This is a genomic window from Leuconostoc sp. (genome assembly GCF_965300815.1).
On the sequence record NZ_CBDKZH010000004.1, the window covers coordinates 9,568 to 31,722 of the forward strand.

Consider the following 22,155-nt stretch of genomic DNA (forward strand, 5'->3'; position numbering starts at 1 on the left):
AACTTTAAAAATTTGAACAACCGATTCGTCGATGCGTTACGTGGGTTACCAACTTTAAAGCAGTTGGGGTTAGCTGAAGATTACAGCCAAGAAATTTTTAAAATTTCAGAAGACTACCGGAAAACAACCATGCGGACGTTACGGATTGCGATGACGTCAACGTTTGCATTGGATTTCTTTACCACGCTATCAATTGCGGTTGTGGCTGTCTTTCTAGGGTTTGACCTGTTGGATGGTAAAATGACGTTATTGCCGGCTTTGACAATTCTGATTCTCGCACCGGAATATTTTTTACCGTTACGCAATTTCTCTGATGATTATCATGCGACCCTCAATGGTAAAAACGCCTTAACAGATGTCTTGGAGATGTTAGACAAGCCAGAAGTGACGCAACGCAATGTCTTGCACTTATCAACGTGGACGCCAACGTCAACTTTGTCAGTGAGCGACATGAATTTTGGGTATGACGGCACGTTAGTGTTAAAAAACATGACGTTACAGGCTAAAGGCTATCAAAAAATTGCGATTGTTGGGGAAAGTGGCGCTGGTAAGTCTACCTTACTGAATCTCTTAGGTGGCTTTTTGCGCCCAAACAGTGGTGATTTTGAAATTGATGGCCAAACGATTCCGCATTTTGCGCAAAAAGATTGGCAAAAACAATTTTTCTACATGCCACAACACCCTTATATTTTCCATGAAACACTGCGCGATAATATCACTTTTTACGCCCCACAGGCTTCTGATACAGCCGTTGCGGCGGCCATTGAGCAGGCAGGGCTACAAAGCTTGGTGGCAACGTTGCCCGATGGTTTAGACACGGTGATGGGAGAAAGTGGACGCCAGGTGTCTGGTGGGCAGGCGCAGCGCATTGCGTTAGCACGGATGTTGCTGGATGAACAACGGCATGTGTTGTTGTTTGATGAACCAACAGCCCATCTTGACATTGAAACTGAGTATGAGTTGAAACAAACGATTGCGCCGATCTTGGCGAATCATCTCGTCTTTTTTGCAACGCACCGCTTACACTGGTTAGACCAAATGGATTATGTGTTGGTGATGCGTGATGGGCAGATTGTCGAACAAGGTGAACCGGCCGTCCTATTGGCTGATAGTCAGAGTGCCTTGAATCACTTGCGCTCAGAATTACGAGGTGGACAATGACAAAAATAAAACAACTTTTACGTCGCGATCATTGGATCGTACCCTTCTTAAAAACACAAAAGAAAGGCTTGTTTTGGTCCATTTTTTTGGCGTTCTTAACCACGTTTGCGGCTGGCGCGCTAATGTTTGTGTCGGGTTATTTAATTTCACGCGCGGCCCAGCGGCCAGATAACATTTTGTTGATCTATGTACCGATTGTTTTGACACGTGGCTTTGGTATTGTGCGCCCAGTCTTTCGTTATGCACAACGCCTCGTTTCGCATAATTGGGTGTTGAAATTCGTGTCAAAGTCACGGCAACGTCTTTATGAAAGTGTGGCCAGTACCGCAAGTAGCATTCGTGGCCGCTTGCAAACTGGTGAAATTCTAGGGTTGTTAGCGGGTGACTTAGATCAATTACAGAATCTGTATTTGCGCACGATTTTCCCACTTGGCGCCGGCTTAATGTTATATTTGTTTGTCAACTTAGGGTTTGGCGTGGTGGACTGGCGTTTCATGATTTGGTGGTTTGTGATGTTGACCATCATTTTGGTGGTGATTCCGCTCCTGAGTTTTTGGGCAAATCGTCAGCGGATTCAGCGTCAAAAACAGTTACAAGCGCAACTCTATACGGAAACAACAGATGCCGTACTTGGTTTGCAAGACTGGGTGTTGTCAGGTCGTCAAGCTGATTTGATGGCGCGTCAAGGGCGCACGATGGCGGCATTATCCGCTGCTAAGCATTGGGGCATGTCGTTTGGTTGGTGGCGTGATTTTATCATCCAAATGCTGGTGTTGGTGTTAGCAATGAGTACCATTTTTTGGGCCGGCCATCAATTTGCGGGTCACACGATTGCGGTGAACTATATTGCTGCCTTTACGTTAGCGATTTTCCCATTAGTCGATAGCTTTTTGGGTGTTAACCAAGGTGTGAGTGAGGCGCCTTTTTACGAAGACAGTCTTCAGCGGTTAAATGAGCTGCCAGTACCAGAACTAACACCAGAAAGCCCGATTCATGTGACTGATTCAACGATTGCGTTGCATGATGTAACCTTTCAATATGATCAGCAACGGATTATTGATCACATGACTCTGACGATTAAACCAGGTGAAAAAATCGCTTTACTCGGGCGTTCAGGATCAGGGAAGACGACGTTGTTGCGGTTGATTACGGGCGATTTAACACCGACAACTGGGCAGGTAACTATTGGCGGACAACCAGTACAAGCGCTGCGTCATCAACTGGCGCGGCTTGTTGCAGTGTTAGATCAGCAAGCTTACTTGTTTGATACGACAATTTTGAATAATGTGCGGATGGGTAATCCTGGGGCGACAGATGACCAGGTGAAAGAAGCCATTCGTAAGGCTGGTTTGCAGCCATTGATTGATCGTTTGCCAGATAAATATGACACTCAAATGCAAGAAGCGGGGCAACGCTTTTCCGGTGGGGAACAACAGCGGTTTGCCTTGGCACGAATCTTGCTACAAGATGCGCCAATTGTTATTTTAGATGAACCAACTGTTAGTTTGGATCCCAGAACTGAACGCGCCGTGTTAGACCAGATTTTCAAAGTGCTACATGATCGCACGATTATTTGGGTAACGCATCACTTAACGGGGATTGATCAAGTTGATCAAGTCTATTTCTTGGCAAATGGGCACTTTACACTATCAGGTACCCCACAGTACCTACGGGAAACGTCCCAACACTTTAGACAATTATTAGCACTGGATACTTTTAACTAATGGCAAAAAAAAGACAAAAACGCGGCAGAAAACGTTTATTGAAACTGGATTTATGGCTCTGGGTGAGCACGATTTTAATACTGGCAATTGTCGCTAGTTTTTGGTCACAAACAACGATTTTTAAACCAGCGCAACCGACCACTAAACAAGACGATATTAAAGCACAACGCATCGCGTGGATTAATGAACTTGCTCCTTATGCACGTCAAATGCAAGAACAGTATGGCGTGATTGCTTCAATTAGTATCGCGCAAGCCATTCTTGAATCCAATTGGCATACGTCAATTTTATCGACGCAATACAATAATCTTTTTGGGATTAAGGCGCGTGCGGGTCAAAAAAGTGTCGTATTGCCGACCCAAGAGTTTGAAAATGGGGAATGGAAAACCATTCAAGGCCGTTTTGCAGCTTATGATTCTTGGCAACAAAGTATGAAAGCACACGCAGAGTTACTTTATCATGGTACCAGTTGGAATGCTGCCCAATATCAACATGTCTTAGCCGCAAAGGATTATCAAGCTGCTGCTGCCGCTTTGACACGCGATGGTTATGCCACGGATCCAGCTTATGCGGAAAAACTCATTTCAATCATTCAAACTTGGCAATTATCACGATTTGATATCCCACAAAAATAAAACGAGCTTCGGCTCGTTTTTTTGTGGTTGACGAACTGCTGTTCGTGTGGAAATCTGGTATAATAATAGGAGTTAATTTACACTTTAGGAGCACACATGTCAGTAGAAGAACTCATCAATGGAATGAACGACAAGCAGGCCGAAGCTGTCCGAACAACACAAGGCCCACTTTTGATTATGGCAGGTGCCGGATCAGGAAAAACGCGCGTGTTAACGCACCGGATTGCCCATTTGGTAAAAGATTTAAACGTGATGCCATGGCGTATTTTGGCGATTACCTTTACCAATAAGGCCGCTAAGGAAATGCGCGAACGAATTGGTGCGTTGTTGTCTGAAGATGTAGCGCGCGACATTTGGGTATCAACTTTCCATGCTTTGGCGGTGCGTATTTTACGTCGTGATGGTGAAAATATTGGCTTGTCTCGCAATTTTACGATTATTGACACTAGTGCGCAGCGCACATTGATGAAGCGTGTCATTAATGACCTCAACTTGGATACGAATCAATACGAGCCACGTACCGTGCTTGGGATGATTTCCAATGCGAAAAATGACATGTTGCGGCCAAAGGACTATGCGCAACAAGCCGATAACGCGTTCCAAGAAACCGTGGCAGAAATTTATGCGGCGTATCAAGCCGAATTGAAGCGCGCGCAAAGCGTGGACTTTGATGATTTGATTATGTTGACAATTGATTTGTTCCAGTCATCACCTGACGTCTTAGCACGCTATCAAAATCAATTTGACTATTTACATGTCGACGAGTATCAAGATACCAACGATGCGCAATATACCATTGTCAATATGCTTGCGCAGCGCTCACAAAATCTCGCCGTGGTCGGTGATGCCGATCAGTCAATTTATGGTTGGCGTGGCGCCAACATGAACAACATCTTGAACTTTGAAAAGGATTATCCTAACGCACAAACGATTTTGTTGGAACAAAACTACCGTTCAACGCAAAATATTTTGGATGCGGCCAATGCCGTCATCAACAATAATAATGAACGGCTACCAAAAAATCTCTGGACGCAAAATGGACAGGGTGACAAAATTACGTATTATCGCGCGCAATCTGAACATGATGAAGCGAATTTTATTTTAGCCAATATTCAAAAAATGCGCGCCGAAAAGCAAATGGCGTACAGTGATTTTGCCGTGTTGTATCGCACCAATGCGCAATCGCGAAACGTCGAAGAAGCCTTGGTGAAGGCTAATATGCCTTATACAATGGTTGGTGGTCATAAGTTCTATGAACGTAAAGAAATTCTGGATATTATGGCTTACATGCAACTGGTAACCAATCCCAATGACAATGCAGCGTTTGAACGGATTGTTAATGAACCCAAGCGTGGCTTAGGCGCAACGTCGATCACACGGTTGCGGGAACTCGCCAATCGGTTGAATGTTTCATATATGACAGCGATTGAAAGCATTGAATTGGCCCCCGCGATTTCAACGAAGGCGACGTCAAAGTTCCTCGAATTTGCTGAAATGATGCATGAATTACGCCAGCAAGCTGAGTTTTTGAACGTGACGGAACTCGCTGAAATTGTGATGACACGGTCTGGTTATCGGCAAATGCTAGCGGAAAAAAATGATCCGGATAGCCAAGCACGTTTGGAAAACTTGGAAGAATTCTTGTCGGTGACCAAAGAATTCGATGCCAAGTACCAACCAGATGATCCAGAAGCCATTGATCCGATGACGGACTTCTTGGGCACCACTGCTTTAATGAGTGATTTGGATGACTTTGAAGAAGGCGACGGCGCGGTGACATTGATGACGTTACATGCAGCCAAAGGCTTGGAGTTCCCTGTTGTCTTTTTGGTGGGCATGGAAGAAGGCATCTTCCCCTTGTCACGCGCGTTGATGGCTGAAGATCAGCTTGAAGAAGAACGACGCTTGGCGTATGTTGGCATTACCCGCGCCATGAAAAAACTGTTCTTAACCAATGCCTTTTCGCGTTTGTTGTATGGCCGAACACAATCTAATGAGGCTTCTCGCTTTATTAATGAAATTTCTCCAGCCTTACTTGAGACTGAATATGATCAAAATACACGGGTAACACCACGTCGTGATTTGCCGTTTGATCGGAAAAACCAGCGCGCGCAAGCAACAACTTATCGTGCGACCCCAGTGACTAAAACAACTAGTGGCACGACTGGTGGGGATCAAATCACTTGGGCGCCAGGCGATAAAGTCTCTCACAAAAAGTGGGGGATTGGGACAGTGGTTGCCGTTAGTGGTGATCGTTCGGACCAAGAACTTAAAGTGGCCTTCCCATCGGAAGGGGTGAAGCAGTTACTGGCCGCCTTTGCACCGATTACAAAGGTTGACTAACCAAGTAAGTGCGACTTTAATATGAGATTAGGAAAATAGGATGTTACCAGAATTTACACCAATTGAACAATTGTCTACGTCAGCAGCACAACAAGAAGTTGCCCAGTTGCAAGCTGATCTCACTGAATATGGGGTCGCCTACTATGAACAAGACGCACCACTGGTTGAAGATCATGTCTATGATGCGCTTTATGCGCGATTAGTGGCGCTAGAATCAGCTTTTCCACAGTTTGTGACGCAAGATTCCCCAACCCAAAATGTTGGTGGTGCCTTGACAAAATCTGGCTTAGCCAAAGTGGAACATCCGGCACCCATGTTATCTTTGGGGGATGTTTTTAGCTTAGAAGAGTTAGCAGCTTGGGATGAACGGACGACCAAAAGTCTCGGTTTTCAATCGCCTTATAACCTTGAATTAAAAATTGATGGGTTAGCGGTGGCGTTGACTTATGTTGATGGCCGGCTTGTCCAAGCGTCAACCCGTGGGAATGGGACAATTGGCGAGGATGTCACGCGTAACGTCAAAACGATTAAGGCTATTCCACAGCAATTAACGGAACCCTTAACCATTGAAGTACGTGGCGAAATTTATATGCCTAAAAAGAGTTTTGCCGCTTTAAATGTACAACGTGAAGCCGATGGCTTGGAACCGTTTGCTAATCCTAGAAATGCGGCAGCTGGCTCATTGCGGCAGCTTGACGCGCAGGTGACGAAACAACGCGAATTATCAGCCTTTGTGTATTATACGGCTGAACCAGAGGTACTTGGTGTTACCACCCAAAGTGGGGCGTTGGCCCGTTTTGCTGAGCTTGGTTTGCCGACTGATACGCATAATCAAGTGATTGAAAAAATGGCTGATATTGCTGATTTTATCGCCACCTATACAGCTAAACGTGACACGTTGGCCTATGGAATTGACGGGGTGGTGGTGAAAGTCAATGCGCTGGATAATCAAGTGGAGCTTGGTAATACGGTAAAAATTCCGCGCTGGGCGATTGCCTATAAGTTCCCACCAGAAGAAGCCTTAACGGTGGTTCGCGATATTGAATGGACCGTGGGTCGGACGGGCGCCGTCACACCAACGGCTGTCATGGATCCTGTTCAACTAGCTGGGACCACAGTGCAACGTGCGAGTTTGCACAACCCTGATTATTTACAGCAAAAAGATATTCGCATCGGGGATACGGTCACGTTGCATAAGGCTGGGGATATTATTCCGGAAGTTGGCCAAGTGATTTTATCTCAGCGGCCAACCGATAGTATCGCATATCCGATACCAGTTGCTTGTCCAGCGTGTGGGTCAGAATTAGTCCACATCTCAGGCGAAGTGGCGTTACGTTGTATTAACCCTTTCTGTGCGGCACAAATCCAAGAAGGGTTGACGCATTTTGCTTCACGCAATGCGATGAATATCGCCGGTATGGGACCACGTGTGATTGACCAATTATTAAAAGCCAACTATATCAAGGATGTGGCGTCAATTTATCGCTTAGATATGACGCAATTATTATCTCTGGATAAGTTTCAAGAGAAATCAGCGGCTAATTTGTTAGCCGCTATTACGCAATCAAAAGAAAATTCGTTAGAACGGTTATTATTTGGTCTAGGGATTCGACTTGTTGGGGCAAAAGCGGCACGTTTGGTGGCAGAAAAGTTTAAGACCTTATCGGCGATTGCCGAAGCGACCGTGGCCGAAATTGCTAGCATTGATGGGATTGGGGAGGCGATTGCCCAATCGATTGTACAATACTTTTCACATCCGGAATCACAACAACTCTTAATTGAATTAACCGCCGCTGGCGTGAATCAGACGTATTTATCAGACGTTGAAGTTGATGAAAATTCGTTTTTCTATGGTAAAAAGATCGTCTTAACTGGTAAACTAGAACAGAGCAGCCGACCAGCAGCAACGAAGTGGTTACAAGATCATGGGGCACAGGTTGCGGGTTCTGTATCAGCAAAAACCGATTTGTTGATTGCTGGTGCTGATGCTGGTAGTAAGTTAGAAAAAGCGACTGCACTAGGGGTGCTTGTTTGGACAGAACAAGAATTTTTAGAAGCACAAGCAAAAGAAGGTAGTGAAAAATGAAGCGAATTGGATTCCGAGGCTATATGATCATTGCAATCGCCATCCTGGTTATCGCCGTTGCGGGACTTTATTTTTTTAATATGAATCGCGTCACCCCAACAGCGACTAAGAAAGCACAAGGCGTGCAAATTACGCAAAGTGCACCAGGACAATACCAAACCGTGATTAAGGATGGCCGTTATTTAGTCAGTGCGGCTCGTGGTATTACGGCCAGTTCTGAGCCGAATAATTTAGATGTGAAACACTTTGAATCAGGGTTGTTGGACTTAGCGAAAACAAAGTTTAAGCCCAGCCAATATATTTTCCAAGAAGGCCAATACCTGTCAGCGGATACGGTAACCAATCTCTTAGACCGTAAGAGTAACAGTAACCCAGATGGTTTGAACCCAGAAGATAATGGCAAAACGGATGACTCACGTAATCCAATTTATGTCCAAACCTTAACCGAACAAGATTTCATGTCAAAAGAAGGCAATAATTTGAAATTGGCTGGTATGGTCGTTGGGGTGGCGATGAATACCCAAGATGAATATCAAAAAGAGCAGTATGGGGCAACGTATACGCAAAATATTTCGGATGCTGATCGGATTGCCTATGGTAAAAAGATTGCGCCTAAAATTGTGGCCAAAGTACGCGAACAAGCTGGGGTATCAAAAGATACCCCAATTGTGATTGCCATGTATGCTAACGCGCCATCAGATTCGCTGGCACCAGGGAATTTTTATGCTGAAGCTGTTAGCGATCAAGGGACAACGTTAAAAGATTGGCAAACTTTTTCTAACCAATCGATTGTCTTGCCAAAAGAGGCGACAGATACGTCTAAGTTAGGCACGGATGAAAACAATGGTTTTGCCAACTTTAAAAATGACGTGGCTAATTTCTTCCCAAACATCGCTGGGGCAACGGCGGTGGCGAACTTTAAGTCAGGGACACTGTCAAGTATGAACGTGACGGTGACGACGCAATTCTACAGTCAGACAGAAATTGAAAGTTTTACCACTTATGTTGCGCAGTCAGCTTTGAAGTTCTTACCAAGTAATGTGCCAATTCGGATTGAGGTCCGCACAGCTAACGAGCTCCAAGCTATTTTGACACGACAAGCCAATGATAAGGCCTTTACAATCACACTTCTCAATTAAGCATAGCGTGCTATGCTTTTTTGTATATATACAAAAAATGGTATAATTAAACTATGTCAGAATCGGAAAAATATTTAACAATTCGTGCCCTTACGGCCTATTTAAAAAGGAAGTTTGCTGCCGATCCATACTTAGAGAAAGTCTATGTGACGGGTGATATTTCGAACCTTGGTCGTCGTCGCGGTCGGCACTTATACTTTTCCATTAAGGATCCGGAAGGCCACGCGGTTATTTCAGCGGCTATGTTTTCCTTTGCCAATCGGTTGAAATTTGTCCCAGAAGAGGGGATGAAAGTGAATGCTGTTGGTCGGATTCAAGTTTATGAGCCCAGCGGGACTTATTCAATTATTCTGGAACAGATGACCCCTGATGGGATTGGGGAATTATTTTTAGCTTATGAGCAGTTGAAGAAAAAATTAGCTGCTGAAGGGTTATTTCAATTGCCAAAGCGGCCGTTACCCGTTTTTCCAAAAAAAATTGCTGTGGTGACATCGCCCACTGGGGCAGTGATTGAAGATATTGCGCGCACCGTGCAACGACGTTTTCCCATGGCGCAGGTCGTGTTGTTTCCTGCTCTAGTGCAAGGGGACAAAGCCGCTGCATCTGTGGTCAAACAGATTAAGCGTATTGATGCTAGCGGCGAGTATGACACGCTAATTGTTGGTCGGGGTGGTGGCGCCATTGAAGATTTGTGGGCCTTTAATGATGAAACGCTAGCGCGGACTATTGCTGCTGCTAAAATTCCGATTATTAGTTCCGTTGGTCACGAAACCGACAATACGTTGGCCGATTTGGTGGCGGACCATCGTGCCGCAACGCCGACCGCTGCTGCTGAATTAGCTACACCCGTTACTCTGGCGCAATTGGTTGCGCGTTTGAACGAATTGCAGCTGCGTTTGACAGTTCGCATGAAGGCACTGATAACGAGTCGCCAGCAACGATTAGCACGCGTGGCCCAACGACCAATCTTTCAACAGCCGGATCGTTTGTATGTTGGCTATAATCAGCGTGTTGATCAGCTATCACAACGACTCAGCCAACAAATGCAGCAGCGCCTGGTGATGGCACAACATCAATTAGACAATCTCACGCAACGCCAGCGTCAGTTGCGCCAAACATTATTACAAGCACCGCGGGAAAAAGTGCAATTACTGACCGCAAAATTAGACTTGATGAGTCCGCTAAAAATCTTGACGCGCGGCTATGTTGTGCTCTCTAAAGCCGACCAAGTCGTCCGCCATGTCGATGAATTGCAACCAGAAGATAAGGTCACGGTACGTTTAGCTGATGGCCAAGCAACTGCAAAAATTATAGAAACGAGCCAGTTAAAATGAGTGAAAAAGTAACTTTTGAAGACAAGCTAGAACAATTGGAAGCGATTGTGAGCCAATTAGAACAAGGGGATCGGCCACTGGAAGGCGCGTTAGCTGATTTTCAGACTGGCGTTGGCTTGGTCAAAGAATTACAAGAAACGTTGAAAAATGCCGAATTAACGTTGGCAAAGGTCATGTCAGACGACGGTGAATTAAAGGATTTGGAATTAACAAATGACTAAATTTGCAGAATTACGAGCGACTTATGGGCCGAAAATTGATGCACAATTAGCACAGGATTTAAAACAAATCACAACGGATGCCCAGTTTTCAGAGATGATGGCTTATGCTGTTTTGAATGGCGGTAAGCGTTTACGGCCGTTATTAACGTTGGCTGTCATTTCAAGTTTTCAACAAACCATTACACCGCAAGCCCTGAAGTTGGCGACAGCGGTTGAATGGGTGCATTCTTATTCACTCGTGCATGATGATTTGCCAGCAATGGACAATGATTTGTTACGGCGCGGGCAACCGAGTGTCCATGCGAAATTTGGGGAAGCCGCAGCGATTTTAGTTGGGGATGCCTTGTTAACGGGCGCTTTTGAGGTGGTCACAACGGCTAATACCTTAGCGCCAGCTGAGACCATGATTCCCGACCAGACTATTGTGACAATTGTCCAGAATTTGGCTCGTTTTTCGGGTGCTGCTGGCATGGTGATTGGCCAAATGCATGATATGGCCAATCATGGTCAAAACTTACAGACAGCAACAGACTGCTTATTACAAGAAATTTATACCCCAAAAACGGCGGCTTTGATTCAATTTTCGGCGCAATTAGGGGCGCAATTAGCCACACTTCATCAAACACAAGTACCAGAAGTGACGCAAGCCATGGCGCAGTTTGGGTTGGATTTCGGTTTGGCCTTCCAAATTCAAGATGATCTTGATGATTTTGAACAAGATGATACGGCAACCATTGGCGCTTTGCCACACTTGATTGGCGTGTCGGCAGCGCGGACGCTGCGAGATCGTTACTTGCAAGATGCCAACGATCGTTTGACACAGTTAACAACGCTAGTGCCAGCGTTTGACCGAACACTATTGGATGATTTTTTGACTTTAATTGGAGATTAAGTATGGGTGCAGTAGATAAAGAGCGCGTAGATGTGTTACTCGTCCAGCAAGGGTTATTTAGTTCCCGTGAGCAGGCTAAGCGTGCGGTGATGGCTGGGCAAATTCTGGGTGAAAATGAAGAGCGCCTGGACAAAGCAGGAGAAAAAATTCCCGTGACTACGGCGCTACACTTTAAGGGTGAGCGCTTGAAGTACGTCTCACGTGGGGGCCTTAAGTTGGAGAAAGCCCTTAATGATTTTGATATCACAGTGCAAGATAAAGTGGTACTCGATATTGGGTCATCAACGGGTGGTTTTACCGACGTCGCCCTACAAAATGGGGCTAAATTGGTCTATGCTTTAGATGTCGGGACCAATCAGTTGGCCTGGAAATTACGTTCAGATGACCGTGTGAAAGTGATGGAAAATACGAATTTCCGCTATTCACAATTACAAGATTTTAAGTTTGGGCAACCGGAATTTGCTACGATTGATGTGTCCTTTATTTCGTTAGGCTTAATTTTACCGCCATTAGCCAACATCCTACAAATGGGCGGGCATGTTGTGGCGTTGATTAAACCACAATTTGAAGCTGGACGAGAAAACGTCGGCAAAAACGGGATTATTAAAGATCCCAAAGTCCATCAACAAGTTTTGCAAAAAGTAACGCAAATGATGGTCAATGATGGCTTTTCGGTGACAGAGCTCACGTATTCACCAATCAAAGGTGGTCAAGGGAACATTGAATTTTTGGCTGTCTTAACTCGCGATGACAAGCCCAAAATTGCCGACAAAATCGACATTGATACGTTGCTCACGCAAACTTATGCACAATTAAACCACACAGGAAGCAATGAGCATGAATAAGAAGACGCGACAAAAAACGCTTCTGGCTTTGATTCAAACCCAACAAGTTGGGCGACAAGAAGATATTGTGGCGCATTTTGAAACGCTTGGGGAAACTGTCACCCAAGCGACGATTTCGCGTGACATTAATGAACTCGGCTTAATTAAGGTCCCCAACGCCCATGGTGGGTTTCATTATCATTTGCCAAAACAAGATGATCGCCCACATTTGCAGCGGTTACGCCGTGTTTTGCAACAATCATTTTTGAGCCAACGGGCGCAACGCGGCCAAATCTTTTTAAAAGTACAACCTGGTAGCGGTCAAATGGTTGCGAATTTGTTTGAACAAGTCAATTTCCCAGAAGTCTTTGGGACACTAAGTGACGATAGTTCAGTCCTCCTATTATTGAAAGACGGCGTGACGGCCAACCAAATGACGAATATCATTCAAAAATTACTGGAAAAATAACGAGAAAGATAGGTGCCTTGGCACGGTGATCGCAATGCTAGAAAATTTGATTATTGAAAACTTTGCCATTATTGAAAAAGTTGATTTGCAATTTGAAGCCGGTATGAGTGTGCTCACGGGTGAGACTGGCGCCGGTAAATCCATCATTATTGATGCGCTATTAATGCTCACAGGTGGTCGTGCCAGTTCGGAAATGATTCGTCATGGTAGTCCAAAAGCTGTGCTACAAGCCGTTTTTCGCTTACCAGAAAACGACAAGTTGTTGGCACATCTTGCCGAAATCGGGGTACTAATCGAGGATGGGGAACTAATTATTTACCGTGAGTTGAATGCCAATGGTCGCAGTTTAATCCGCTTAAACGGCGTGGTTGTTAATTTGAAAACGTTGGCTCGTGTCGGGCAGTATTTGGTCGATATTCAAGGGCAAAATGATACCCAACAGTTGCTGAATGTGGATGAACATCTCATTTTGCTAGATGGTTTTGGTGGGGAAAAGTTACAGGCCACTAAAACGGCTTATCAACAGGTTTTTCAAGAATTTCGCGCCATTACTCAACGATTACGTAAGATTCAAACGTCGCAGCAAGATATGACGCAACGGTTAGATTTACTTCAGTTCCAGCAACAAGAATTAGCTGAAGCTGATCTTCAGCCTAACGAAGAAGAGTTTTTGCTCGATGCACGCGGGAAACTGTTAAATCATAAAAAGATTGCGGATCGTTTGCAAAATGCCCAGTTGGCTTTGAATGGCGAACAAGGTGGTGCCGTAGACATGCTGGCACAAGCCATGCATGAATTACAGGAAATTGCAGAATTCGATGCGACTTATGCCGAATTAGCGACAACGATTGCCGATAGTTATTATACGGCACAAGAAGTTGGCCGTGATGTGGATGAACAAATCGGCGCGTTAACTTATGACGAATCGGAATTGTTACGCATTGAAGACCGCTTACAGCTGATTCACACATTGGAACGAAAATACGGCCCAACAGTTGCTGATGTCTTGCAATTTAAAGCTAAAATTGATCAAGAATTAGCAGCATTGGACCATGATGAGTTTGATATTGAACAATTGCAAGTGAAACAAAACGAATTGCGTCAAGTGGTCCGCAAGCAAGCAGTTAAATTGCGTGAGGTACGACAAGAAGTGGCACGGCACTTAGAGCAAGCTGTCAATCAACAATTAAGTGAATTGTTGATGTCAGGCGCTGAATTTGCAGTGCGCTTTGAACCAATTACTGGTTACATTTCTTCGGGCGCAGACAAAGTTGAATTTTATGTCCAAACCAACGTCGGGGAAGGCCTAGCACCATTAGCTAAAATTGCGTCAGGCGGTGAAGCGGCACGTTTGATGCTCGCGTTAAAAACAACTTTTGCCAAACAACAACACATTGTCTCCATTGTGTTTGATGAGGCAGATACAGGGGTTTCTGGTCGCGTTGCGCAAGCCATTGCACGTAAGATGCTCACGATTGCTGCCGATTCACAAGTTTTGGCCATTACGCATTTACCACAAGTTGCCGCTGCGGCAACCCATCATTTTCTGATTGCCAAAACAACTGAAAATGACCGTACGGTGACGCAAGTAACTGCTTTAGATGAGGCTGGTCGTGAAGGGGCCATTGCCATGATGTTGTCTGGTGAAGATATTACAACTACTGCATTAGCCAATGCACGAGAATTACGCCAACAAGCACCAAAAATTAAGCACAAAAAAAACAACTGACAGCATATGTCAGTTGTTTTTTTTTTTGTGCTTAATGCGCGACAATCGCTAAGAAGATGACGAATAGAATAGCGAGACCATACATCAAAGCGTGTACTTGCTTACCACGACCTGTTGCAAGCATTGTAATTGGGTACAAGATGAAGCCCAACGCAATCCCATCTGAGATTGAGTAAGTTAGTGGCATACCAATCACAACCAAGAATGCTGGTGCCGCAACGGCAAGGTCATCCCATTCGATTTGACGGAGGCTCTTGGCCATCAAGACACCGACCACGATCAAAGCTGGTGCTGTGACTTGTGATGTTACCACTGTCAACAATGGTGAGAAGAACAAAGCAAGCAAGAAGAACAAGCCAGTAAAGACGCTCGTCAAACCTGAACGACCACCAACAGCGATACCAGATGATGATTCAACATAAGCTGATGTTGGTGATGTTCCAACAACCGCACCGACAGTCATACCAACAGCGTCAGCCATCAAGGCACGACCCGCACGTGGCATTTCATTGTTTTTCATGAAACCAGCTTGTGTAGCCAAGCCAATCATAGTACCAGCTGTATCAAAGAATGTGACCAACAAGAACGTAATCACAACTGTGATCAATTGAATTGAGTTGATGTCACCAAGATGTGTGATACTTTGACCAAAAGTTGGGGCTAATGATGGTACAGGTGATACTAAGGAAGAAGGCAACTTGATGAGACCAAAGATGATCCCAACAATTGATGTCAACACCATTCCGACGAAAATCGCCGCTGGCATTCGCATTGACAAAAGGACAAATGTGACAATAATGCCAAAGATGGCTAACAATGATGTTGGCGATGTGAGGTGACCAAGGGATACCATGGTATCCTTGCTAGCCACAATCAAGCCTGCATCGTGAAGGCCAATAAAGGCAATGAACAAACCAATACCTGCGGCGATGGCTAATTTCATGTTTTGTGGAATCAAGTTGATAATCTTTTCGCGGACCTTAAAGAATGTCAAGACCAAGAAAATTAAGGCGGCTACTAAGACACCAGCCATGGCTGTTTGCCATTTAACGCCCATACCAATGACAACAGAATAAGAGAAGAAGGCATTCACCCCAAGACCAGGGGCGATAGCAATTGGGTAAAGAGCGACAATACCCATGAATAATGTGGCAATAGCGGCAGAAACGGCTGTCGCTGTGAAAACTGCGCCTTTATCCATGCCAGCTGCGCCAAGCACAGAAGGGTTAACAAACAAGATGTAGGCCATCGACACGAATGTCGTGAGACCAGCGATGAATTCAGTACGAACTGATGTGTTCAGCTCATCGAGCTTAAAATACTTTGCAATCGTAGACATGATTGCCTCCCAAAAAATAATGTAACGTTACAACGTTCTACTTAAGTTTAACAACATAAAATCCGAATTTAAACTAAAAAAACGGAAAAAATGGACGAAAAGACGATAATTTTACGTATTGAAAGCATGAAAGCGTTTTATAAACGAATGAGGTTTCACTAATGTTCGTGTTTTGTTCTTTGGGACAGCTGAGCCAACTCATGTGCAGGATGATAGGGGCGTAACCGAACATTAGCCCCCAGATTGCCGTTAGATGGTTGCCAATTAACGGGTTAAATAATGCTATAATAGAAGCATCATTAATTTAAGGAAGTTCAGCATGGTAGCGCAGCTCGTGTTGGTTCGACATGGCGAATCAACGGCAAATCGTGATAATGAATTTACAGGGTGGACAGATGTCCCCTTAACCCCTAAAGGGCAACAACAGGCGCGCCAAGTTGGCCAAATTTTAGCCCAATATCAGTTACAATTTGATGATGTGCATACGTCTTATTTGCAACGCGCCATTGTTACAGGAAATATCATTTTAGATGAGATGAACCAAGCATGGGTGCCGATGCATAAAACTTGGCGCTTAAATGAGCGTCATTATGGGGCGTTACGCGGGTTAAATAAAGATGCCGCACGCCAAAAATACGGCGTAGAGGCAGTGGCTTTATGGCGTCGCAGTTATACGGCAGTCCCACCCTTACTGGCAGAAACAAAACCCACGCATCGTTATCCGCTAGGGATTGAACCACGTGGTGAAAGTCTGGCAATGGCGAGTGACCGGTTATTATCTTATTGGCATCAGGTCGTGGCACCCGCTTTGCGTGCCGGGCGACATCAATTGATTGTCGCGCATGGGAGTACGCTACGGGCATTAATTAAATACCTCGAACAAATCAGTGATGAGGCGATTGATGGTTTGGAGATTGCCAATGGCGATCCCATCTTTTATCAAGTTGATGCCCAGTTACATTACGGACAACGGCAATATCTCACGCATAAGCCTGCACGTTAAACCACACAATAAAGGAGTCACACTTTGGAAACGACAACATGGACACGCATTAAAAAATATACGGAATTACAAGGAACTTCTGGACAAGAACATCGCGTTCGGCAAGCTTTTCGGGCAGATTTGACACCATTGGTTGATACGGTACAACAAGATGGGTTAGGCGGTGTGTTCGGGGTGAAACAACATGCCGATCACACGGCACCACGGGTGATGTTTGCGGCCCATATGGATGAAGTCGGATTTATTGTCACGGCTATTTTACCTAGTGGCGCCTTTAAAGTCGCAGCGGTGGGTGGTTGGAACCCAGCAGTTATCTCTTCTCAGCGCTTTAGTCTATTTACAAAAGACCATGTGTATCCGGTTGTGTCAAGTTCAGTGAGTCCTCATTTACTGCGGGGTAGTGGGCAAGCACCACAGTTACCAACTGTTGATGATATGTTGTTTGATGCTGGTTTTGTGGATGATCAGGAAGCAATGGCTTATGGGGTACGACCTGGCGACTTTATTGTGCCAGAAGTGACCACCGTCTTGACGGCCAATCAGCAACGGGTGATATCAAAAGCTTGGGACAACCGTTTTGGGTTAGTCACGTTATTAGGGGCGTTAGAAGACCTACAAGACGTCACAACGCCGAACACGTTGATTATGGGGGCTAATGTACAAGAAGAAGTTGGCTTGCGTGGGGCGCATGGCGCAGTTAATCTCATGCAACCAGATATTTTCTTTGCCGTGGATTCCAGTGCTGCTGATGATACGAATGGCGGGGCTGGCCACCAAGGTCGCCTGGATCAAGGGACGCTGTTGCGTGTCTTTGATCCGACCGTGGTCGTGCCATTGCGCTTGAAAGAATTCTTATTGTCAACGGCTGAAGATAATCATATTCCTTATCAATACTTCGTTTCTAAGGGTGGCACGGATGCGGCCGCTGCGCAAAGTGAACTAACGGGAGTACCGTCAGTGGCATTAGGCGTAGCATCACGCTATATCCATACCCACCAAACAGTTTGGTCGATTGCTGACTTTGAAGCCACCCAAGCTTTTGTGGTGGCGATTGCCAAGGCACTTGACGAAACGACGCTCAAAACGATTATGGGTGATTAAAGTTGCATGTTTAAAAAGTTACAGAAATTAGATTATTGGATTGCGGTGCCGTATGCCATCTTAAGTATGTTAGGCGTGGTCATGGTTTTTTCATCAACGCAAGGCACGACAACGGCATTAAGCAATTTCATTAAGCAGGCGATCTTTGTGATTGTCGGCTTATTTGGTGCTTTTTCACTGTATCATTTTAATTTAAAAATCCTGCAGCGACGAAAATTTTTAAGACAGCTGTTGCTGGCAATTATCGCGGCATTAATTGTAGCGAAGTTCTTCATGCCAGCCGTTAACGGTGCGCATGGGTGGATTAATTTAGGTATTGTAACACTGCAACCAGCCGAATTTTTAAAGCTAGCGTTGATTTTGTATTTTGCCGCATTTTTTGCCCGCGAACCTTGGGAAAGACATGTGCCATTACGCGAACAAGCTGTTGCCCGTTTTGATGTTTGGGGATTACCAGCTTTTAGTATGCTGCTTGTCTTTATCATGCCCGATAATGGTAATGCCTTGAGCATTTTGCTGATTTTGCTGGCCATTTTCTTGGCGTCAGGGGTCTCACGTAAGGTGATTGCGTTGGTCGCAGCATTTGGTGGCTTGTTGTTTGGTTTTTTACAAACCATCGTGCGTCTTGCTGACCATTACTTTAATTTGAGTGGTGGCCAACATTACGCCTTGGCGCGTTTTACCAGTTTTGCGAACCCATGGGATCCGAGTGCTGCTGATGCGAGTCGGCAGTTACTGTATGGTTATTATGCAATTGCCCATGGCGGCGTCTTTGGTGTTGGGCTTGGAAATTCATTGATTAAGCCCTATTTGCCAGAATCTAATACGGATTTTATTATGGCTGTGATGACGGAAGAGTTAGGGGCTGTGACCACTGCCATCGTTTTGATTTTGATGCTGATTCTCGTTGCACGCATGGTCATTTTAGGCATTCGGCAGCGTAGTCAATATTATCGCTTGTTACTCTTTGGCATTGCCACGCTACTCTTTATTCAAATGCTGGTTAATCTTGGTGGTGTGATTGGCGTTTTGCCGATTACCGGGGTGGTCTTTCCGTTTATTTCGGGTGGTGGTTCGTCGTATATTGTGTTCAGTGCCGCGATTGGCTTGACGTTAAATATCGCTGCCACGCAACAACGCTCGGTAAGCATTCATCCAGCTGATACACTAGCTAGAAAGGATTACAAATGACATTTGAAATACAACCACGACGTGCGTTATATGTTTATTTAAAAAATAAGCGACATGTGCCGCAGCTTAAAAAATTTGGCAAAATTACTTATGTGTCGCGGCGAATGGGTTATGTGATGCTGTACGTCAACGATGAAGACATTGCGGCACAAATTGATAAAATTAAGCAATATAAATTTGTCCGCGACGTCCTTAGCTCGCCAAGACCTGATATTGATCCGGACTTGGGCGATGTTCATGATGATATTTTCTTTGAAAACTATGATGAGGAGAACGGGAGTTCATCACAAGCGGTGATGATGCAACCGGTAGATAACTAGTATGCGAGTAGTAGCAGGACGTTTTCGTGGGACACGCTTAGAAGCGGTGGCCGGCGATAAAACGCGGCCCACAACGGATAAAGTCAAAGAGGCGATGTTTAGCATGTTGATGCCGTTTTTATCGGGTGGCAATGTGCTTGATCTATATGCAGGTACTGGTGGCCTAGGTATTGAAGCTGTGTCACGGGGGATGACCCATGCCATATTGGTTGATCGCCAATTTCAAGCGATTAAAGTTATTCAAAGCAACGTTGATAAAACGCATGATGCCGCAGCATTTAGCATCTTAAAAATGCCAGCGCAACAGGCGCTACAGAATTTTGTTGCTGCACAGCAGACGTTTGATTTGGTCTTTTTAGATCCACCTTATGCTAAGGAAACGATTGCTGCAGATATGCAATTTATGGCACAAAATGGCTTGTTAGCAGACGGGGCGATCATTCTCGCAGAGAGTAATGATGCGGCTAACTTACCAGAAGCAAGTACACAATTTAACATTGTACGACAAAAACAATATGGGATTACTGTTGTGACCATTTATCAATTCGATAAGTAAGGGGACAACGATAAGGGGGAACCACGATGAGTATTGCATTATTTCCAGGCAGCTTTGACCCATTAACAAACGGGCATCTTGATATTATTCAACGTGCCAGTCAACTTTTTGACCACGTTGTGGTTGGGGTTGGGCATAACACGAGTAAGCAGGCTTTGTTTACACCGGAAGAAAAAGTTGATTTAATTTCAACTGTTGTTGCCGATTTGCCCAATGTTGACGTGGCCATTATGCATGGCCTAACTGTCCAATTTATGTCTGAAATTGGGGCAAAGTTTATTGTCCGTGGCTTGCGGAATAGTAAAGACTTTGAATACGAACGGGATATTGCCGGTGTTAACAGTGCGTTAGCCGATGTTGAAACCATTTTACTTTTAGCAAAACCAGAGAATCAAAACATTTCAAGTTCAATGGTCAAAGAAATTGGTAGCATGGGGGCGGACAATATGGCAAAATTTGTGCCAAAAGTGGTCGTTGATGCGTTGAAAGAACGGTTAAACTAAATGCGAAAAAAAAGTAAAATCATTGCCGCGATTGCGGCAATTTTCCTATTCATTGGCATTGGCGTTTTATTTTGGCCACTAAATGGCTATATTGAGAGTCCAGGTGAAGCTGATGATTTGGCGAAGTTTGTTAAAATCGGTGGCAAAAATGATACGGCCAAAGGGCGTTATAACATTACCTCGGTTTATCTGTCTAAAGCCAATGTTCTCGGCTATTTGCAAACCAAAATCAATCCGCAATTATCTTATGCGTCTGCAGAAGAAGTTACTGGTGGTGAAAGTTCGGCTGTCTTTGCTAAAGTACAGAATTTTAATATGCAAAGTGCCATTGCCAATGCCGAACAAGTTGCCTTTAAAAAAGCGCAACGGCCCATTACCACTACTTATCGGGGAATTTATGTGTTGAGTGTGAATGATAATTCACATTTCAAACATAGTATTCAGGTTGGGGATACCATCACGGCAGTTGACGGCCATCATTATGATAATTCCGATGGGTTTATTAAATATTTGGCTGATAAAAAACCTGGTGTTAACGTGACGATCGACTATCTTCGGGATGGGAAATCTGGCCAAATAACTGGTAAAACCATTAAATTACCAAGTACCCGTTCACCAGAATATCCGAATGGGCGTTCTGGCATTGGGATTGTGCTAACCGATAACGTTGCCGTTACGACAGATCCTAAAGTTGAAGTTGATCCTGGTCAAATTGGTGGGCCGTCAGGTGGGCTAATGTTCACTCTGCAAATTTATGATCAACTGACCGGCAATCATTTGGCTAAGGGGCGTAACATTTCTGGCACTGGTACGATGAATGTAAACGGTTATGTTGGTGAAATTGGGGGTATTGATAAAAAGGTCATTGCGGCCAAAGAAGCCGGCTCAACCATCTTCTTTGCCCCATATGTCGCACCAACTAAAGAACTATTAAAGTACGAAGAACAACATAAAACGAATTACCAATTGGCACGTGATACGGCGAAAAAATATGCGCCAACGGTCAAGGTTATTCCAGTCCAAACATTTGACGATGCGGTCAATTATCTGGCAACCGGAAAAATAATTAAAACAACGGATAAACCACAATAAAAAAGCAACGATGGTGTCGTTTGACCTGAACCCTAAATTGTGATGATGTCGCTCACGTGCCATCTTTTCTTAAACTAACGCATAAAGGCGTTGGGTTCAAGGCAGATTAACTATTGTATTTTGCCAGAGTGGGTTGGTGATAATATCTAAATTTAGCGTCAATTTTTAAGCAGTCAATGCGTGAGCATTGACTGCTTTTTTTGATCATGTGGTTGTTGATGATAGTGTTAGCAATCGTATGAATAGTGTGATTGATGACATACAGGGGCAATATCGGTTACTAAGGATTACGAACAAAGCAATATTTTTTGCGCAGTTGGAAAATATTCACGATCAAACCGTGCGATATATTAGACACTATATTGAGCTTGAATTTGTTGGTCGTTGTACTGATTGAGGATTTGATGAGTTTAAGACTTTGTTAAGATTGACGTTAGATAATAGTATCTAGCGTATGCAAGGTGCTAAATAAAAGGCTTTTATGGTATTTTTA

The 22,155-nt window shown here is 44.6% G+C and carries 20 protein-coding genes; 19 read left to right on the forward strand and 1 reads right to left on the reverse strand.

Features of this window, described 5'->3' with window-relative positions:
• The 12 genes from ACW12G_RS00690 to recN all read left to right on the forward strand — a co-directional run.
• A partial coding sequence (locus tag ACW12G_RS00690) for an ABC transporter ATP-binding protein/permease (protein WP_455647052.1) occupies window positions 1-1,161 on the forward strand: 1,161 nt, incomplete at its 5' end.
• Window positions 1,158-2,885: a thiol reductant ABC exporter subunit CydC gene (gene cydC, locus ACW12G_RS00695; protein ID WP_189428740.1), complete on the forward strand. Its 1,728-nt coding sequence runs from the start codon at window positions 1,158-1,160 to the stop codon at window positions 2,883-2,885. The genes ACW12G_RS00690 and cydC, both read left to right, overlap by 4 nt.
• Window positions 2,885-3,520 (forward strand): glycoside hydrolase family 73 protein, encoded by a 636-nt coding sequence (locus ACW12G_RS00700; protein WP_029509071.1) that lies wholly within the window; start codon window positions 2,885-2,887, stop codon window positions 3,518-3,520. Before cydC ends, ACW12G_RS00700 begins: the two co-directional genes overlap by 1 nt.
• Before the next feature lie 96 nt (window positions 3,521-3,616).
• Window positions 3,617-5,863 carry a DNA helicase PcrA gene (gene pcrA, locus ACW12G_RS00705; protein ID WP_455647053.1) on the forward strand — a complete coding sequence of 749 codons (2,247 nt, stop codon included), beginning with the start codon at window positions 3,617-3,619 and terminating at the stop codon, window positions 5,861-5,863.
• A gap of 40 nt (window positions 5,864-5,903) precedes the next feature.
• The gene (gene ligA / locus ACW12G_RS00710; protein WP_455647054.1) at window positions 5,904-7,949 is read left to right on the forward strand and encodes an NAD-dependent DNA ligase LigA; all 2,046 of its coding nucleotides are present in this window, start codon (window positions 5,904-5,906) and stop codon (window positions 7,947-7,949) included.
• Window positions 7,946-9,088 carry a CamS family sex pheromone protein gene (locus tag ACW12G_RS00715; protein ID WP_010002031.1) on the forward strand — a complete coding sequence of 381 codons (1,143 nt, stop codon included), beginning with the start codon at window positions 7,946-7,948 and terminating at the stop codon, window positions 9,086-9,088. The genes ligA and ACW12G_RS00715 overlap by 4 nt, the downstream gene beginning before the upstream one ends.
• Before the next feature lie 53 nt (window positions 9,089-9,141).
• Window positions 9,142-10,422, forward strand: a complete 1,281-nt coding sequence (gene xseA, locus ACW12G_RS00720) for an exodeoxyribonuclease VII large subunit (protein WP_455647055.1) — start codon at window positions 9,142-9,144, stop codon at window positions 10,420-10,422.
• Window positions 10,419-10,643, forward strand: a complete 225-nt coding sequence (locus ACW12G_RS00725; RefSeq protein WP_010002028.1) for an exodeoxyribonuclease VII small subunit — start codon at window positions 10,419-10,421, stop codon at window positions 10,641-10,643. Before xseA ends, ACW12G_RS00725 begins: the two co-directional genes overlap by 4 nt.
• Window positions 10,636-11,535, forward strand: a complete 900-nt coding sequence (locus ACW12G_RS00730; RefSeq protein ID WP_455647056.1) for a polyprenyl synthetase family protein — start codon at window positions 10,636-10,638, stop codon at window positions 11,533-11,535. The genes ACW12G_RS00725 and ACW12G_RS00730 overlap by 8 nt, the downstream gene beginning before the upstream one ends.
• A 2-nt stretch (window positions 11,536-11,537) precedes the next feature.
• Window positions 11,538-12,380 carry a TlyA family RNA methyltransferase gene (locus tag ACW12G_RS00735; RefSeq protein ID WP_095652420.1) on the forward strand — a complete coding sequence of 281 codons (843 nt, stop codon included), beginning with the start codon at window positions 11,538-11,540 and terminating at the stop codon, window positions 12,378-12,380.
• Window positions 12,373-12,828: an arginine repressor gene (locus tag ACW12G_RS00740; RefSeq protein WP_455646425.1), complete on the forward strand. Its 456-nt coding sequence runs from the start codon at window positions 12,373-12,375 to the stop codon at window positions 12,826-12,828. Before ACW12G_RS00735 ends, ACW12G_RS00740 begins: the two co-directional genes overlap by 8 nt.
• Before the next feature lie 34 nt (window positions 12,829-12,862).
• On the forward strand, window positions 12,863-14,557 hold the full coding sequence (gene recN, locus ACW12G_RS00745) for a DNA repair protein RecN (protein WP_048700083.1): 1,695 nt from the start codon (window positions 12,863-12,865) through the stop codon (window positions 14,555-14,557).
• A gap of 31 nt (window positions 14,558-14,588) precedes the next feature.
• On the opposite strand, the gene ACW12G_RS00750 is transcribed toward recN, so the two are convergent.
• Window positions 14,589-15,896 carry an NCS2 family permease gene (locus ACW12G_RS00750; RefSeq protein WP_029509077.1) on the reverse strand — a complete coding sequence of 436 codons (1,308 nt, stop codon included), beginning with the start codon at window positions 15,894-15,896 and terminating at the stop codon, window positions 14,589-14,591.
• Between the two features lie 319 nt (window positions 15,897-16,215).
• Here ACW12G_RS00750 and ACW12G_RS00755 point away from each other — a divergent pair, with 319 nt between their 5' ends.
• Genes ACW12G_RS00755 through ACW12G_RS00785 form a run of 7 tightly spaced genes read left to right on the forward strand, consistent with a single transcriptional unit; the run spans window position 16,216 to window position 21,662 of the window.
• Window positions 16,216-16,899: a 2,3-bisphosphoglycerate-dependent phosphoglycerate mutase gene (locus ACW12G_RS00755; protein ID WP_455646696.1), complete on the forward strand. Its 684-nt coding sequence runs from the start codon at window positions 16,216-16,218 to the stop codon at window positions 16,897-16,899.
• A 24-nt stretch (window positions 16,900-16,923) separates the two neighbouring features.
• Window positions 16,924-18,000, forward strand: coding sequence for a glutamyl aminopeptidase (gene pepA / locus ACW12G_RS00760; RefSeq protein WP_048700081.1), 1,077 nt, complete (start codon window positions 16,924-16,926; stop codon window positions 17,998-18,000).
• Between the two features lie 6 nt (window positions 18,001-18,006).
• Entirely contained in the window at window positions 18,007-19,191 is a 1,185-nt protein-coding gene (locus tag ACW12G_RS00765) for an FtsW/RodA/SpoVE family cell cycle protein (protein ID WP_455647057.1), read from the forward strand.
• The gene (locus ACW12G_RS00770; RefSeq protein ID WP_068850430.1) at window positions 19,188-19,511 is read left to right on the forward strand and encodes a YlbG family protein; all 324 of its coding nucleotides are present in this window, start codon (window positions 19,188-19,190) and stop codon (window positions 19,509-19,511) included. The genes ACW12G_RS00765 and ACW12G_RS00770 overlap by 4 nt, the downstream gene beginning before the upstream one ends.
• Before the next feature lies 1 nt (window position 19,512).
• Window positions 19,513-20,067, forward strand: coding sequence for a 16S rRNA (guanine(966)-N(2))-methyltransferase RsmD (gene rsmD / locus ACW12G_RS00775; protein ID WP_455646699.1), 555 nt, complete (start codon window positions 19,513-19,515; stop codon window positions 20,065-20,067).
• Window positions 20,068-20,093: 26 nt separating this feature from the next.
• A complete protein-coding gene (coaD, locus tag ACW12G_RS00780) occupies window positions 20,094-20,570 on the forward strand; it encodes a pantetheine-phosphate adenylyltransferase (RefSeq protein ID WP_010002015.1) in 477 nt (158 codons plus the stop codon).
• Window positions 20,571-21,662 (forward strand): SepM family pheromone-processing serine protease, encoded by a 1,092-nt coding sequence (locus ACW12G_RS00785; RefSeq protein ID WP_455647058.1) that lies wholly within the window; start codon window positions 20,571-20,573, stop codon window positions 21,660-21,662. It begins immediately after the preceding gene.
• Window positions 21,663-22,155 lie beyond the last annotated feature (493 nt).